A 16,321-nucleotide genomic window follows, 5' to 3' on the forward strand; every position below is an offset into this window, starting at 1 on the left:
CGCCGGGCAATACCAGTCCATGTCACCATTCACTCCATCTCTTCGCAAAGAGGTGTGAATCACAACATGCTGGTATTACTCAACAACTTTCGGTTCGGGCACTCAAATGGCAGATCGTGCTGGGTGCTGGGATCGAGAAGCAGGTGCTTCATCAGGTCGATGCCACGCCAAGATCAAAATCTCAGCTCTAATTTTCAGTAATTCTGTTCGGTTGAGGTTGCTCTATCCCGATTTGCATAAGGCCTCATGTTTCTGTTATGTTCCGGTTGGTTTTTACCAGAGCTTCTTGGAGATTAGGATCATGAATAAGGGGCAGTTACCGTTGAGTGCAATGCGACCGGTAGATATTCGGACATTAAATGAACCGGGCTTGATCTTTCCTATCGAAAAGAATGCGCCGTGCGTGGCGGTGACGCTCTGGAAGGAAATTCCAACGGCAATCGTCTTGGACGGGCCTCACGCATTCACCTTCTTTAAAATAGAAAATCATTCTCGCGCCACTGGCCTATTTGTTCCTGCACCTGAGATCGTCGTGAAAGTTGGCAGTGCCGTTCGAGGGGAAAGTGCATGGGACAAGCGAGGAACCCTAATACTTGAAAACGGCTGCGCGCACGTCATTGGTAGTATGGCAGGTAGTAGCTGGTCTGATCCGGTCAACATTCCGCTGTGGCAGCAGGTTGAAACGGAGCAGGCTAGCGGGAAGGTCGTGGGATTTTCTGGTTGGAGCTTGCGTATCCCAGATGGATTATCATCCCACACTATTTGGGAATTCGCGGAGCCTGAGAGTTAACAGTGAAGGGGCAAGGCATTTCGATTATTGGTCTATTTTGATAATGGTTTGAAACGTGAAGTTGAAAATGGTTCAACATCCTGGTGAAATCCACAACGTCATTACGCATTATGCGGAGCCAGTCAGTCGTCAATGATGATTGGCGGTTGCAACAGCCCGGCTTCTCAGTTTGAGAATGTGATAAAAAGCATAGCGGTGCTTTGTATTTAGGCAGAAAGATAAACTAGACTGTGGTTTGATAATCTGACATATTCCACAGTATGGCTACGTATTCGGCAGGAAAGTTAAACCAGTTGCAGCAGGCTTTGCCCGAAGGAATGCTGGTGGATGCCGCTTGGCTGGAAGCGCGGGGCTACTCATCTTCGTTGCGCAGCCATTATGTCAGGGCGGGGTGGTTGAACCAGCCTGCGCCGCGAGTCTATCGCCGGTCACACGGGCCGCTGCAATGGGAACAGGTTATCATATCCTTGCAAGCGGCGCTCGATTCCCCGCTTGCCGTGGGCGGGCGCACTGCGCTGGAACACCAAGGCTATGGACATTACCTTAGCGCCACCACCAATGAGGTGCATCTTTACGGCCATCACCGTCCACCGAGCTGGTTGAACGCGCTCCCGCTGGATGTGACATTCCACTATCATAACAGCCAACGGCTTTTCCCCGACGAGGCAACCACAAAGCCAGATCTGTTACCCGAAGGGGAGGGCAAAGAGATGCGTATGCCCGGAGGCTTCATGGTGCAGCCGGGCGGAGCAATCAGTTGGCCATTGCGCCTTGCCACGCCGGAGCGCGCGGTGTTGGAGTTGCTGGATGAGTTGCCGGACAGGGAGAGTTTCCATCAGGTCGATATGCTGATGGAGGGCATGGCCAACCTCAGCCCCCGCCGCCTGCAATCGTTGTTGAGCACTTGCCGCAGCGTCAAAGTGAAACGCCTCTTTCTGTTTTTCGCCGACCGGCATCATCACCGCTGGTTCGATCAGCTTGACCTGTCCAGCATTGCCCTAGGATCAGGCAAGCGCATGTTGGCCAAGGGTGGGGTATTGAACCAGCGCTATCAAATCACCGTCCCGGAGGATTTGAATGGCGCTGCGTGATAGTTATCGTCGGCAAGTCGCCTTGCTCGTGCGGGTGTTGCCATTGGTAGGGGAGGAGCCGGACTTCGCCCTGAAAGGCGGCACGGCGATCAACCTGTTCGTCCGGAATATGCCGCGCCTGTCGGTGGATATCGACCTGACCTATCTGCCCGTGCAGGATCGGGCCGCATCCCTTGCGGCGATTGACACGGCCATGCAACGCATCAGCACGCGCATTGAGCGCGCCATTCCCGATGCCCGGATTACCCCGACGTTTCACGAGAGCGCGACGACGAAACTGCTCATTCGCACTTCCGACGCCCAAATCAAAATCGAAGTCACGCCCGTCCTGCGCGGGTGCGTTTATGATCCGGTGTTGATGAACGTTTCGCCCGCCGTCGAAGAATCGTTCGGCTTCGCACAGATGCAGGTCATTTCGTTTGCCGATCTCTATGCCGGTAAGATCGTCGCGGCGCTTGACCGGCAACATCCCCGCGACCTCTATGATGTCCGCGAATTGCTGGCGCATGAAGGCATTGACGATGCGTTGCGCAATGCGTTTCTTGTCTACATCATCAGCCATGGTCGTCCCATAGGGGATGTGCTGGCCCCAACCCGCAAGCCCCTGAAACAAGAGTTTCGTCGTGGGTTTGAAGGAATGACTGCCGAGCCGGTGTTGCTGACCGATTTGGAGGCAGCGCGCGAAGCGATCATCGACGCGATGGTAGGCGGCATGTCGGCAGATCATCGGCACTTCTTGATGTCGTTCAAACGCGGTACGCCAGATTGGTCGCTCCTTGATATCCCTGCCGTGCAGCATCTGCCTGCCGTACAATGGAAGCAGCGCAATCTCGATCAACTGAGCAAAGCCAAGCGTGCGATGCTGGCAGACAAATTGGAGAAGCTTCTGCTCGGATAATCGCCATGTGGAGAAAATGGCGAAGTCGCTCGACACAGGATTCATCATCTGCCAGAGGTCAATGTAGACGCGCCCGTTTTTTCAAAGATGCCTTGCACAAGTCTTACACACTTACACAAAGCCTTACACAAAATAGCCGCGTTGTTAAAAATATCATTATTAATCAAAGACATGTCTAGGGTATAGGCGACTCAAAATCCGGTTCCGCAAGGAGTGTCGGTTCGATTCCGACCGCCCGCACCAACTATGATCATTTCGGATCAATGGCGAAATCTCTTCAATAGCCGGTGGCGTAGCCCATGCGGCGAGGGTCGGCGCCGCCCATGCGCGCACCCGACGGATCGACCATCACGCCTTGAACGCTGCCGATCGCAAAGCCGCCGACGGTCTCCACGCTATGGCCCTTGGCTTTCAACGCCATTATTTCCGCCGGCGCGAAACGGTCCTCCAACTGCACAGTGATGGCAGCACCCGGCTTGTAGAAACTGGGTTTGGCATTCAGCGCGAAGCGGGGCGCTTCTATCGCTTGCTGGATCGGCATGTCCAGGTCGAGGGCGTTGATGAGGAACTGGAACTGGGTCTGCCCGATCGTCTCGCCGCCGGGCGTGCCGCACACCAGCTTCAATTGCCCCTTGTCCAGTACGATGATGGGGCCATTGCCGAGCAGCGCACGCTTGCCCGGCGCCACGGCATTGGGATGACCGGCATAGGGGGCCGTCGATCCGACGCGCAGGCCATTATTGCACAATAGGCCGGTGTCGCCCATCACCACCGAAGTCCCAAAGCCGCCGCCGATCGTCGTCGTGACGGCAATGGCATTGCCTTCCTTGTCCACCACCGACAGGCTCGTGGTGTCGCCGCCGCGCGTGCGTTCATCGGCGGCCGGTCGATCAGGCTGCCGCCCCGTGGCCAGTGCCGCGCCTTCGGGAAAGGCGATGGCCTGCAGGCGGTCGATCAGCTTGCGCCGCGTCGCGGCGAAATCCTTCGACAGCAATGCGGCGACGGGGACATCCACGAACCGAGGATCGCCCGCATAGCGATAGACATCGGCCTTGGTGATCTTGATCGCCTCGATCAGCAGATGGGTGAGGCTGGCGCGATCACCAGCGAGAGACGCCAGATCCCAGCCCTCCACGATATTGAGCTGTTCGCACAACTCCAGCCCGGTACGCGAGGTCAGCGGGCTGCAATAAACATCCATCCCGCGATAGACGGTCGACACGGGTTCGTCCCAGACAGGTCGATAGGCGCGCATATCCTCCATGCGCAACCAGCCGCCATTGGCCTGCGAAAATCGCGTCATGTCCTGGGCGATGGGGCCGGTGTAAAAATGATCGTAAGCGGCGGACAGCGCCTTGTCCCGGCTGGCCCCGCCTTTGAGCGCGCGCGTTTCCGCGTCGGCAAGACTTTGGAAGGTGCGCGCCAAGGGCAGATTGCGGAAGATGGCGCGCGGGGCAGGCGGCTGGCCATCGGGCAGGAAGATCGCCGCACTGGTCGGATAGCGCGCGAGCACCGCTTGCTGGCGGCGGATGAACATCGCGATGGAGGCATCGAGCGGATGACCATCGCGCGCATAACCGATGGCGGGTTCGAGCAAAGTGGCCAGCGGCAACCGTCCATATCGCTTGGCCAACGCAATCCACCCACCGAACGCGCCCGGCACCGCCACAGCCTTATGCCCGCTGTCCAGTTCCTTGGGATCGACGTCCGGGTCGAGCAGGGCAGGCGCGCCGCCGGTAAAGGCGAGCGACTGGACCTTGCCACTGCGTCGTTCGAAACAGGTGGCAAAGCCATTGCCCGCCGCGCTCGATGCCCAGGGTTCGACGACATTCATCACTGCCATGGCGGCAACGGCGGCGTCCGCCGCCGTGCCGCCCTGCATCAACATGCGCGTCCCCGCCATCGCCGCCAGCGGATGCCCTGCCGCGACTCCGCCATGGGGCATCGGGACTTCGACGCGATGCGCCCTTGCCACCGCCGGGCTGCTGCGGGGTGCATCGGGGGCCTTGTCGCCCGACTGGGCCAGAGCCGCTCGACCGGGCAGGCCGAGCAGCGCCGCCCCGGCGAACCCCGCCGCGATCAGATCGCGACGGGCCAGACCTTCATCCCGCATCAGAAGGACTTTTTGATGCTGGTGTACCAATAGCGCGCCTGCGGCTGATACAGGCTGGACAGATAACCGCCCGATGCCAGCGGCGGGTCCTTGTCGAAGATGTTGCGCGCGCCGACCGTGATCGCCGTCCCCTTCATCATGCCGCTGTCGAATTTATAGGTGGCATAGAGGTTCACGGTCGTCTGCCCCTTGACCACGAAACGATTGCCGTTCGCATCGAACACCGCGTCCTGATAGACATCGTCGATGAATTGGGTGAAGGCACCGATCGTCACCGGACCATAGTCCCAGGTCAGGTTGGCGGAAATGCGCCAGCGTGGCTGACCGTCGCGGCCCACGACATCGCCGCCGCCCGGAACCGGCACCGCCGCATTGATTTCGCCCGCCGCCTGGCCATCGGTCACCGCCTGCACGGCAGCCGGGGCATCAAGCTGATATTTGATCAGGCGCGCGGCGTTCACGTTCAGCCCGAATTTGCCGAAATTGGTGGTGCCGATGCGATAGTCGAGGTTGAAGTCGATGCCATCGACCTGGATCGGCAGCAGGTTCTGGAAGGGGGCCGTGACGTAGAGTAACTCGCCCACAGGTGCCAAGCCCGTGCCCGCCACCAGCGCGATATCATCCGCCGTCGGTTCACGACGCACGACCGCTGGATTGCTGCTACCCTGAACCCGCAGCAGATAATCGAGATTGAGCGCATTCTGATAATCGAGCAGGCCCACGACGCCCTTCTGCTTGATGCGCCAGCGGTCGACGGTGAAGGTCACATTGCCCCAACCTTGGGGCAGCGGCGGCTGGAACACCGCGCCGAAGTTCCAACTGGTGGATTCTTCGGGCTTCAGATCGGGATTGCCGCCCGACCGGCGCAGCACCGACACGTTGCGCGCGCATTGGGAGAAGGTGCTGATGCGCCCGGCGCGCAGGTCCGCTTCGCACAGCACATATTCGGTGCCGCCGTTGACGCGGTCCAACGTCGCCGTGTTGATGACTTCCAAATTCGGCGCGCGGAAACCCTGCGACCAGGAGCCACGCAAGCGGAACCCCTGCAACAGATCCCAGCTTGCCGCGACCTTGGGTTTGGCGACATCGCCGACATCGCTATAGCGTTCATAGCGCCCGGCGATCTGGATATCGAAGGAACGGATCATGGGGATCTCCATGTCCGGGCTGACCAGCGGCAAGGCGATTTCGGCATAGGCAGACCATACCGAGCGTTTGCCCGAAACGTCGGGGCTTGGGCTCGCACCCATCAAATCGGACCCGTAGAAGATGCCCGTCACGGCGTCGGTATAGGTGATATCGACGCCCGCGACGCCACCCTGTCGGGGGTCGCGATTGTCGTCGAAGGTTTCGCGCCGGAACTCGACGCCGGTGGCGATGCCGATGCTGTTTCCAGCCCACAAGCCAAGCAGATTGGCGTTGGAAATCTTGAGATCCCAGAGCGCCAGCGATGTCTTGTTGCGACGGGTCGACTGGATGCGGAAGCTGTCGACGATCGCCGCACTGTTCGGGGTGTCATCGCCGACGGACGGGTCGGACAGGCTGCCGCCATTGAACGGATTATAGGCATCGGGCGTGGTCTTGTTGATCGCAGCCTGGAGCAGCGTGCTGGACGTGCCATCCATCGTGTCCTTGACCGTGGCCCAGGTGTAAAGGCCCGCCGATTCCCAGTTCCAGTCGCCAAACATGCCGCGCAGGCCGCCCAGCAAGCGATATTGCCGGTTGGTCACATTGACGTTGCGCAGCCCGACATCGACATAATTGAGGCTGCGAATGGTGACGGGCAGTCCTTCGTCGGGGATGTTGAGGCCAGGCAGCCGATTGGGCGATCCGACAGGACCAAGCGGGTTCCAATAGGCATCCGCTGCCACGGTGATCGGGATGTTGGCCAGCGATCCGCCAGTGCCGATATGGGCCTCCGTCTTGCCCTGATAGAAACCGAGTTCGCCAAAGAAGTCCAGATTGTCGGTCAGTTCGTAATTGATGAAGCTGAACAGGTTGATCCGCTTGACCGATGGCTGGGTGGTCAGGTCGGCAAAGGTCGCATTCGGGTTGAAGCGCAGGTTGGAATCGACATTGGCCATCTGCGTGGTCCCGCTGGCATCGTCATAGCACATGCCGGGGGTGCCGGCCGCGACCTGGCAGCCGGGATTGGTGGATGGCTGGATGTGGAACTGGCGCGACGCATTGGTCAGCGCGACGCCGTTGCTCGTGATCACGCCCGATCCGGTGGCCTGATATGTGCCCCAGGGTGTACTGGTCGAAGTACCATTGAAGCTGGCATTGTTTGCAAAGGGAGTCCCCGCGACAAAGGAGCGCCGATCAGCCGTCGCCGTATAGTCCTGGTCGCGCAGGTAAAGTTTGGACTTTTGCGCATAGCCGCCAAAGAGGGAAACATTGCCCCGGCCGCCGCCGAAATTGAAACCGACGAGGCCATTGACGGTGAACTCACGCAAATTGGTGCCTTCCGCACCGCCATATTGTGCGTCGAATGTCGCCCCGGTGAAATTGGATTTCAGCACATTGTTGACGACGCCTGCGACGGCATCCGATCCATACAGCGCGGCTGCCCCGTCGCGTAGCACTTCCACGCGCTCGATGGCGCCGACGGGTATGGTGTTGGCGTTGAAGCCGAAGGTCGGCACGCCGGAATCGATAACGCCGGTAATGGCTTGCGATGTGGGATGCAGAACGGTGCGGCGGCCGTTGATCAGGAGCAGCGTATTGCCCTGACCCAAACCGCGCAGAGACACAGTGGACACGTCGCCGCGTGCGGCATTGCCCGATCCGCCACCCAGTACCTGTTCATTGAAGGTCACGCCGCCCAGTTGCGGGATGGAACGGAACAGGTCTGCGCCCGAAACGGCAGCGACCGCATCTATCTGCTCCTGCCCGACAACCGACACCGGCAGCGCCCCTGTCGTCTTCGCGCCCCTGATCTGCGTGCCCACGACAACGATTTCCGCGCGGCTCTCGCCCTGCGGTTCGGCGGGGAGCGCGACGCTGGGCGCGTCCGACATCGTGCCGCCCGTCTCCAGTTGCGCAAAGGCGATCGGCCGCATGGCAGCGACCGCGCCCGCTTCGGCGCTGAGGTTACGGTCGCGCAAGGTGACGACATCATTGCGATCGGAGGAGATGACAAGGTCAGTTCCCCGGATAAGATGCTTGAGCGCCTGCCGCGCGTCATGAGCACCATAAAGACGCGGCGTGCGACTATGCCGCAGCTTTTTCGATGGCGCGATGATCTGAAGACCGCTCTGCAGGGCAAAGGACGGCAGCGTGTCGACAGCGCGCCCCTCTGGCAGATCGAAATTGCGTTGTTGGGCATGCGCCGTGCCGCTCATCATCACCAGCGACGCGGCGCTGCCACTCAGCAGCATGGCCAGGATATTCTTGTTCATCATGTCCCCCATTTCCCCATTTCCTCCCGCACGGGCGCACGCCAGCAGGCGTCGCGGCAACAGCGCCACGCGGTGATTGATCGTTCATCAGAAATTCGTTCATGGGCCGGTGTGTTCGCCCGGCCGGGCGTTGCCGATCGGCCCCTCTTCGGGTGCCCCGACATCCTCTCCAGATCGCGGCTTGGAGGCCACTATCACCGCAGATCACAGAGGAAAGACACAAGAGCGAACATTATCCGCCATTGGGCCTGTCACATTTTTTTCATGGGCCTCAACGGCCAAAACACTGTGGGTTTGGGCGTGGCTTTCGTTGCAACAGGAGATCGTCGATGTAAGGGGTCGACCTATTCTGGATAGCAGAGCCATATGGCTGGCACGCCACATTTGTCCGCATGAACCAGCGCTGCGGCGTTGGCTGGCGGGGCGCGTGCAATATGGTTTCCTGCTCGATGACGTCGTGCAGGAAACCTATGCGAAACTCGCAACCTTGCCCTCGGTCGATCATATCGAAAATCCACGCGCCTATTTTTTCCGCGCGGCCCTGTCTGTTGTCGTGACTGAAGTGCGGCGCGCACCCGTCGTCTCCATGGAGACGCTCACGGAAATTGATCGTCTGAACATCGAATCCGGTGTGCTGCCGCCCGACATTCAGGCGGAACAGCGCGAGGAGTTTCGGCTGGTGGCCGAAGCCATAGATCAATTGCCGGCCAAATGTCGGGAGGTCTTCATCTTGCGCAAGGTGCAGGGGCTGTCACAGCGCGAAACCGCGCAAAAGCTGGGTTTGTCGGAAAGTACGGTCGAAAAACATGTCGGCCGCGGCATCCGGCACCTGATAAATATTTTCGGACGTGGCGGAAAAACGGGTCATGTCGCGTCTAACGACCAAATTTCAAATGCAGAGCCATATGACAGTCAAGGAAAGCAGCGCGGAGATAGAGCAACAGGCGACCCTCTGGGCGGCCCGGTTTGATGCGACATCTCTGAGCGCCGCCGACAGGAAGGAACTGGACGTCTGGCTCGCAGGCGACAGCCGCCGCATGGGGGCCTGGGCCATGGCGCGCGCGGCGCTTGCACGGGTTGAACTGGCGCAGACCGATCGGCAGGCACCCTATGCGGTCACATCCGAAGGGGGGCGTTCGCGCAGGCAATTATTATGGGGTCTGGGCGCAGCCGTTGCGGCTTCGGCGATTGCTGCTGTCGGCCTTCATATCGCAGATCAGGGGCTGCATTATCAGACAGCCAAAGGTGAAATGCTGCGCGTCGCGCTGCCCGATGGCAGCGTCGTCAATCTCAATACCGCCAGCCGCATAGAGGTACGCTTCACCGCGCAGACGCGCACCGTGATATTGACGCGAGGCGAAGCCTTGTTCGACGTCGCGAAAAACAAGGCGATCCCGTTTGTCGTGGAAGCAGGGGATACGCGGGTACGCGCCGTGGGCACGGCCTTCACCGTTCGACGGCAGGAAAATCGTGCCGTGGGGGTGATCGTGCGGGAGGGCGTGGTGGAGGTGAGCCAGAAGAGAGCCGTCACGCCGCCGGTCAGATTGGCTGAAAACATGCGTGCAGCGGTGGATTCGGCAGCGCCGATGCCGATTGAAACCTACCGCATTTCGCCGGACGCGATTGCGCAGGAACTCTATTGGCGAGAGGGCAAGATCGCTTTCCGCGATACCAGCCTTGCGCAGGCTGCGGCAGAATTTGCGCGCTATAATGAAGAAAAGATCGTGATTGCCGATCCTGCGATCGCGCAGGAAACGATAACCGGGCTGTTCATCGCCAACGATCCACATGGCTTTGCAAAGGCGGCAGCAGAGAGTCTGGGCCTGGCAACACGAACAGAAGGCGACAGGATCATCCTTCGTCCCATATGAACTATTGGCGCTGAGCAAAAAATCAACGCGCCGGAAACGGGGAGCTTCAGAAATGAACGATGAGAACCCGATTACGGGAATGAACCGTCGTGCCTTGGGCAAATGGGCGTTGGCGACCGGCGTTGCCGCTATTGCCGCGCCGATTGGCACAAACGCTCAGGCGCAAACGCCGCCCCCTGAACCGACGCGCCTCAAAAGCGCGGGCGAAACGCTTCGGCCCGAAATCGTCGGCCAGTTCGGCATCGTTGCGGCCGGCCGCCACTATGCGGTGGCAGCGGGAACCCGCATATTGATGGCAGGCGGCAATGCCACCGATGCGGGCGTGGCCGCCGTCTTTGCCGCCGCCGTCACCGAAATTTCCCATTTCGGCTTTGGCGGGGAAGCCCCCACCATCATCTATGACGCGGCCACGAAGAAGGCATCGGTCGTCAATGGTCAGGGGACGGCACCGGCGCTCGCGACCGTCGACCAGTTTGCCGCGCTTGGGGTGATACCGGGTAATGGCCCCAATGGCGGGACGATCCCAGCCGTGGTGGATGCCATGGCGTTGGCGCTTCAACTCAACGGCACGATGACGCTGGACCAGGTGATGGCACCGGCGATCGAACTGGCGGACGGCTTCGTCATGTATAATTTTCTGGCGGAAGTGTTCGTCAGCCAGCAGAAAGCCACATCCAAATATAAAAATGCCTATGACGCCTATTATCCGGGCGGCAAATTGCCCCGCACCGGCGAGATATTTCGCCAGCCCAATCTCGCGCGCACGATGCGGACGATTGCGGCCGCTGACCGACAGGCCTTTGCCCGGACGAAGGACCGCAAGGCCGCGATCCAGGCCGGGCGCGACGCCTTCTACAAGGGCGACATCGCCCGCCGCATCGGTGCCGCGATGGAAGCGGATGGCGGGCTGATGCGCTATGCGGATCTGGCGAACTATAAGGGCAAGATCGAACCACCGGCAACTGCGGAGGTGTTCGGCTATACTGTGTGCAAAGGGGGCTTCTGGAGCCAGGGACCGGCTCTGCTGCTGGCGCTGAACATCGCCGAAGCCGCTGGGATCGGCGCGATGGAGCCAGGCAGCGAAATCTATCTCCACACACTGGCCGAGGCGATCAAACTCGCCTTCGATGATCGCAACGCCTTCTTCGGCGATCCCGATTTCGCCAGCGTGCCGATGCAAGGCCTGTTGTCCAAGCCTTACGCCGCCGCCCGCGCAAGGGACATCCGGGCGCAGGCGTCATTGGCGCACCGCTATGGCGACCCCTGGGCCTTTGAGGGACGCAAGCGCGACACGCCGACCTTTACCCCGTACATGCTGAAAAAGCCGCCGGTGCCCACCGCCGATACGACCGCGATCGAAGTGGTGGACCGCCACGGCAATCTGTTCAGTTGTACGCCAAGCTCAGGCTGGATGCTGGGTGGTGCCTATATTGCGGGCGATACCGGCGTGCCCATGAGCAACCGGATGACCATCTTCGATCTCGATCCCGACAGCCCCAACGTCCTTGTCCCCGGCAAGCGGCCACGCACGACTTTGACGCCATCCCTGGTGCTCAAGGACGGAGGGCCCTTCCTGGCGATCGGTACGCCTGGTGGCGACAATCAGGATCAGCAGATCATGAATGTGCTGCTGCGCGTCCTCGCCTTCGGCGAGCCATTGCAGGCAGCGATTGAGGCACCCCGGATCAATTCCAATCATTTCCACGGCTCCTTCGGCGTGAAGAAAGATGAACCGGGCGTGCTGGAGATTGAGGATCGCGTGCCCCAGGCGGTACGCGATGCGCTGAGCGCACGGGGACACAAGCTGGATGTGCTGGGGCCATTTGACGTTTCGACGGGCATCGTCGCTGCGGGCGTGGTGCCTGAAACCGGCACCTTGCGCGGTGGCGCGGACGTGCGCCGGGAACGCTACGTCTTTGGCTGGTGAAGAATGAACGGGGACATCATATCATGACTGTACGGCTCACCTCCTTCGCCATTGCCCTGATGGTCGGCACGGCCCACCCGGCCATCGCCCAACCTGCCAATCTCCCCCCGCCCGGTGGCGAGACACCGATTGCCTTCGACGTGCATGAAGGGACATCAATGGCCGTGTCCATTTCGCCGAACGGCAAGTGGCTGGCGGTCGATTTGCAAGGCAGTCTCTGGATCATCCCGGCCAAAGGCGGGAAGGCCAGGCGGATCACCGACTATTTCAACGATGCACGTCAGCCGGTCTGGTCGCCCGATGGTTCGCGCCTCGTCTACTTCGCCTATCGCGACGGCGGCTATGATCTGTGGAGCATCAAGCCCGACGGCAGCGACATGCACAAGCTGACCGAAGGCACGTTCGATGATCGCGAGCCGGTCTTTTCCCCTGACGGTAAGACGATCGCCTTCTCATCCGATCGCAGCGGCAATTATGACATCTGGACGCTCGACATCGCCACCGGCGCGATGAAGCAGGTCAGCAGCCATGCGCGCGAAGATCGGTTGCCGACCTGGTCGCCCGATGGTGCGCGGATCGCCTATTCCGGCGGACAGGGCATGGCGAGCGCCATCTATGTGGTCGACTTGGCGACGGGACAGGAAAGCCTGCTGAAACAGGTTGAGGGAAGGGCCGAAGCGCCGTCATTCGGCCCGGCGGGCGAACTGGCCTATGTCGTGCAGGACGATACGGGAAGCCATCTGGCGATCGACGGCAAGATCGTCAGCGGCCAGGAAAATGTCTTTCCCTTCCGCATAAGCTGGGATGGGGCAGGCGGCTATTTCTACGTATCGGACGGCAAGATCCGCCGGGGCGGTGCGAAGGCTACCTCGACGATCGCCTTCGCCGCCACGCTGGAGGTTGTGAAACCCCGCTATGAGCGGGCCAAGCGTGATTGGGATTCTACCGCGCCGCGCAAGGCGCTGGGCATCGTGCATCCGCGTATTTCGCCCGATGGCAGTCGCATCGCCTTCGTCGCGCTGGGCGATCTTTATGTCGTTTCGTCCAAGGGCGGCGTGCCGGAAAATCTGACCAAGGATGCAGCGCTCGACGCTGATCCCGCCTGGTCGCCCGATGGGCAGAGCATCGTATTCAGCTCCGACCGAGGCAGCGGACTGCCGCAACTCTGGATCAAGGATTTGAAAACGGGCACGGATCGGCAGTTGACCAAGCTCGATACGCAGCCACTCGGCGCGGCCTGGTCGCCGGATGGCACGCGCGTCGCCTTCATTGATGTCGACGGCCGTTGGGGCGTGGCGGGTGTCTGCGTAGTGGATGTGGCGACCGGCAACATCACACGGTTGCAGACATCGCTTGGCCAGCCCGGCAGTCCGAGTTGGTCATCGGACAGCAAATATGTCGCGATCAGCCTGTCCTACAAATTTTCCAACAGCTTCCGCGAGGGCACCAACCAGATCTATGTGATACCGGCCGATGGCAAGGGTGAGCCATTCTGGCAGATACCGCAGGCCAATATGTCGCTCGATACGCGCAGCGGCAGCGGCCCCGCCTGGTCGCCGGATGGCTCCAAAATGGCCGGCATTTATGAAGGGCTGCTCAAGGTCTGGCCCGTGGACAAGGCGGGTAAGCCATTGGGGCCGGTGCGCAGCCAGACCAACGACACCGCCTTCTATCCCACCTGGACGGCGGATTCGAATACGGTCCTGTACCAATCAAACGATAAGTTGAAGACGATCAACCTGGCCACCGGCGTTACGGCTGACGTGCCAATCGACCTAAGCTATCGTCTCGCCAAGCCGACGGGCCGCATGGTCGTCCATGTCAGCCATCTGATCGACTCCGTCACGGACGCGACCCAGCATGACAAGGACATCATCATTGATGGCAACCGCATCGTGCAGATTCGCGATCATGATCCGGCGCTGCATGAGGGCGGCACATTCATCGACGGTACCGGCCTTACCGCCATGCCCGGTCTCATCGAATATCATTCCCATGTCCAAAAGGATTTCGGTTCCAATCTTGAAAAGGCGTGGCTGGCCTATGGCATCACCACGGTCCGCGATCCCGGCACGCAGGTTTATGACGCGGTCGAGGATCGGGAGGCAGCGGAGGCCGGTGTGCGCCCCAGTCCGCGCCTCTATGTCGGAGGCCCGCTGCTCGAATGGCAACGAGTCTATTATAAGATGGGTGTGGCCGTCTCCGGCCCCGCGCATCTCGAACGGGAACTGGAACGCGCCCGGCTACTGCAATATGATATCGTCAAAAGCTATGTCCGCATGCCCGACCTCTACCAGCGGCGCATCGTGGAGGCGGCCCACGCTATGGGGATTCCCGTCTCCGGCCATGAAATTTACCCTGCCGCCTATAGCGGCGTCGATGGCACCGAACATATGGGCGCGACCAGCCGCCGCGGCTATTCTCCCAAACAAGGGCCGGGTGGCATGGCCTATGACGATGTGATCCAGTTGTTCGGCCGTAGCGGCCGGACGCTCACGCCCACCAATTTCGGCGCGCTGACTGGCTATCTGGAAAAGAATCCCGACTATCGCAACGATCCGCGCGTGAACCTCTATCCCAGTTGGGCGCGGGAAAGCGTCACTGGTGATAATGATCCCATGGCGCGGATGGTTCGACCGCTGCTGGCGGGCGGGCTGATCAGCCTAAAGAAAATCTATGACGCAGGGGCACTGGTCGTCGCGGGAACCGACACGATGATCGCGACCAACCTCCACGCGGAAATCGCCTCCTATGTCGATGCAGGCCTGACGCCATTCCAGGCACTGCAGACGGCGACCGTCAATGCGGCCAAGGCGCTCAACCTCGATGCCGGAACCCTCGAAGCAGGGAAACTCGCGGACATCGCGCTGGTGGATGGCGATCCGCGCGAAAATATCGCCAACAGCTTCAAGGTACGCAGCGTGATCGCCAATGGGGTCATCCACCATGTCGATGATCTGGTGAGACCGACCCCGTGAAGGTAGCCCGCTCTCAGAATGATTGGTGACCCCTACGGGAATCGAACCCGTGTTTCAGCCGTGAGAGGGCCGCGTCCTAACCGCTAGACGAAGGGGCCATGGGACCGCGCTCTCGCGGTCGGCAGAGGCGCGCTTTAGGAAGATGGCGTAATCGCGTCAAGCGAAACAGCGTCTTGCCGCCAGCCGAGCCTCATAAAAAACCACCCCATGCAGGGCATGGGGTGGCCAAGGTTCAGGGAGGAGACGCCTCCAAAAGGGGGAGGCGCCCATACGATACACCCGAAAGGGGGGCAGGTGCACCGCATGATTGATAGATAGGGCAGGATGCGTCGCCTTACAAGGGGGGAAGCACCGCCCTTTCTATCAATTATTTGAACCGTTTCGGGTTAATAGCCGGTTCAGGCTTCGGCGGGTTGCGGTGCCGCGGGAAGGGCGATCGGCCCCTTGCCCTGCGAGACCTGCGTTTCGAAAATCTCGCGCATCAACTGCAGCGAGAAGAGATGCGCGTAGATCAGTGGCAACATGCCATTCTGGTTGATCTTGCGCAGTTGGTCGCCGCGCATGTCGCGCAGCTTTTCCTCGTTGATCATGCGGAAGCCGCGATACACGAACGGCTGTTCGTTGACGGGCGTCTGGATCGACACTTCGCCATCCATCAGCAGGTCCATTTCCTGCAATTCGCGCACGAACTGGCTGGTGCGCGCTGCGGCCTGTTCAAAATCCTCGCAGAATTTCAGCACGCCCTGGGTCAGGTCGCTGGGCTTGCCATCCTCGAACAGGGCGGTGCCTTCCTCGAAAGCGCCAACAGCGGGGCTGGTCGGGTCGAAGCACAGCGACAATTCCTCGCTGTCGGGGCGCAGCTTGGCCAGCATCCAGGGATAGCGACGGACATAGGCCGGCACATAGGCCGGGCCGCGCAGCTTGCCTTCGTCATCGACGAACACGTTCACGCCTTCGTTCAGGCCCATCAGCGCCAGCGGCACCGAATCATTGCCCGCGGAAAAGATGATCGGAACGAAACGCTGCGCCGATACAAATTCGTCGATCGTCAGCGGAATGGCATGCTGGCTGACCAGGAATGGCGCGGCATCAACCGTGCGGCTGCGGAAATCGACATGGTCGACGCTGCTGAGCGGCATCAGGTCATTGTAGAAGATCGGCAGATTGTTCGCGGGCGCGCTGGCCATGGTCCGTTTTCCATTGTTGGAGGCGGCGGTTTGTCAGGCCGACCGCAGGTCTGATGATTGGGGCA

Annotated in this window: 11 protein-coding genes and 1 tRNA gene; 8 read left to right on the top strand and 4 right to left on the bottom strand. The window is 60.5% G+C overall.

From position 1 onward, the window contains the following. The 4 genes from V2I08_RS16800 to V2I08_RS16815 all read left to right on the top strand — a co-directional run. A partial coding sequence (locus V2I08_RS16800) for a hypothetical protein (RefSeq protein ID WP_349636083.1) occupies positions 1-191 on the top strand: 191 nt, incomplete at its 5' end. Positions 192-301: 110 nt separating this feature from the next. After that, complete coding sequence (locus V2I08_RS16805; RefSeq protein ID WP_349636084.1) at positions 302-790, top strand: hypothetical protein; 489 nt, start codon at positions 302-304, stop codon at positions 788-790. A 317-nt stretch (positions 791-1,107) separates the two neighbouring features. Beyond that, entirely contained in the window at positions 1,108-1,881 is a 774-nt protein-coding gene (locus tag V2I08_RS16810; RefSeq protein ID WP_405053664.1) for a type IV toxin-antitoxin system AbiEi family antitoxin domain-containing protein, read from the top strand. Continuing rightward, complete coding sequence (locus tag V2I08_RS16815) at positions 1,868-2,779, top strand: nucleotidyl transferase AbiEii/AbiGii toxin family protein (protein ID WP_349636086.1); 912 nt, start codon at positions 1,868-1,870, stop codon at positions 2,777-2,779. Before V2I08_RS16810 ends, V2I08_RS16815 begins: the two co-directional genes overlap by 14 nt. A gap of 277 nt (positions 2,780-3,056) precedes the next feature. Here the strand turns inward: V2I08_RS16815 and V2I08_RS16820 are convergent, their stop codons facing one another. Both V2I08_RS16820 and V2I08_RS16825 read right to left on the bottom strand, forming a co-directional pair. Further along, positions 3,057-4,892: a gamma-glutamyltransferase gene (locus tag V2I08_RS16820; protein ID WP_349636087.1), complete on the bottom strand. Its 1,836-nt coding sequence runs from the start codon at positions 4,890-4,892 to the stop codon at positions 3,057-3,059. After that, positions 4,892-7,912, bottom strand: a complete 3,021-nt coding sequence (locus tag V2I08_RS16825) for a TonB-dependent receptor domain-containing protein (protein WP_349636113.1) — start codon at positions 7,910-7,912, stop codon at positions 4,892-4,894. Before V2I08_RS16825 ends, V2I08_RS16820 begins: the two co-directional genes overlap by 1 nt. A 490-nt stretch (positions 7,913-8,402) precedes the next feature. Between V2I08_RS16825 and V2I08_RS16830 the strand changes: the two genes are divergently transcribed. The 4 genes from V2I08_RS16830 to V2I08_RS16845 are packed head-to-tail and all read left to right on the top strand — an operon-like array spanning position 8,403 to position 15,069. After that, positions 8,403-9,263, top strand: a complete 861-nt coding sequence (locus V2I08_RS16830; RefSeq protein WP_349636114.1) for a sigma-70 family RNA polymerase sigma factor — start codon at positions 8,403-8,405, stop codon at positions 9,261-9,263. Then, positions 9,199-10,164 carry a FecR domain-containing protein gene (locus V2I08_RS16835; RefSeq protein WP_349636088.1) on the top strand — a complete coding sequence of 322 codons (966 nt, stop codon included), beginning with the start codon at positions 9,199-9,201 and terminating at the stop codon, positions 10,162-10,164. Before V2I08_RS16830 ends, V2I08_RS16835 begins: the two co-directional genes overlap by 65 nt. 52 nt (positions 10,165-10,216) lie before the next feature. After that, positions 10,217-12,091, top strand: coding sequence for a gamma-glutamyltransferase (locus V2I08_RS16840; RefSeq protein WP_349636089.1), 1,875 nt, complete (start codon positions 10,217-10,219; stop codon positions 12,089-12,091). Between the two features lie 23 nt (positions 12,092-12,114). After that, on the top strand, positions 12,115-15,069 hold the full coding sequence (locus tag V2I08_RS16845) for an amidohydrolase family protein (protein ID WP_349636090.1): 2,955 nt from the start codon (positions 12,115-12,117) through the stop codon (positions 15,067-15,069). 23 nt (positions 15,070-15,092) lie between these two features. Here the strand turns inward: V2I08_RS16845 and V2I08_RS16850 are convergent. Both V2I08_RS16850 and V2I08_RS16855 read right to left on the bottom strand, forming a co-directional pair. Continuing rightward, positions 15,093-15,167, bottom strand: a tRNA-Glu gene (locus tag V2I08_RS16850). A gap of 300 nt (positions 15,168-15,467) precedes the next feature. Further along, positions 15,468-16,256 (bottom strand): SapC family protein, encoded by a 789-nt coding sequence (locus tag V2I08_RS16855; protein ID WP_349636091.1) that lies wholly within the window; start codon positions 16,254-16,256, stop codon positions 15,468-15,470. Positions 16,257-16,321: the final 65 nt, after the last annotated feature.

This window comes from Sphingobium sp. MK2, from assembly GCF_040170545.1.
Lineage (GTDB): Bacteria > Pseudomonadota > Alphaproteobacteria > Sphingomonadales > Sphingomonadaceae > Sphingobium.

Excerpts from the sequence above, each read along its gene's own strand:
- V2I08_RS16835 (WP_349636088.1), top strand. The coding sequence starts at position 9,199 with ATGACAGTCAAGGAAAGCAGCGCGGAGATAGAGCAACAGGCGACCCTC.
- V2I08_RS16815 (WP_349636086.1), top strand. The coding sequence starts at position 1,868 with ATGGCGCTGCGTGATAGTTATCGTCGGCAAGTCGCCTTGCTCGTGCGG.
- V2I08_RS16825 (WP_349636113.1), bottom strand. The coding sequence starts at position 7,912 with ATGTCGGACGCGCCCAGCGTCGCGCTCCCCGCCGAACCGCAGGGCGAG.
- V2I08_RS16820 (WP_349636087.1), bottom strand. The coding sequence starts at position 4,892 with ATGCGGGATGAAGGTCTGGCCCGTCGCGATCTGATCGCGGCGGGGTTC.
- V2I08_RS16840 (WP_349636089.1), top strand. The coding sequence starts at position 10,217 with ATGAACGATGAGAACCCGATTACGGGAATGAACCGTCGTGCCTTGGGC.
- V2I08_RS16805 (WP_349636084.1), top strand. The coding sequence starts at position 302 with ATGAATAAGGGGCAGTTACCGTTGAGTGCAATGCGACCGGTAGATATT.
- V2I08_RS16855 (WP_349636091.1), bottom strand. The coding sequence starts at position 16,256 with ATGGCCAGCGCGCCCGCGAACAATCTGCCGATCTTCTACAATGACCTG.
- V2I08_RS16810 (WP_405053664.1), top strand. The coding sequence starts at position 1,108 with ATGCTGGTGGATGCCGCTTGGCTGGAAGCGCGGGGCTACTCATCTTCG.
- V2I08_RS16845 (WP_349636090.1), top strand. The coding sequence starts at position 12,115 with ATGACTGTACGGCTCACCTCCTTCGCCATTGCCCTGATGGTCGGCACG.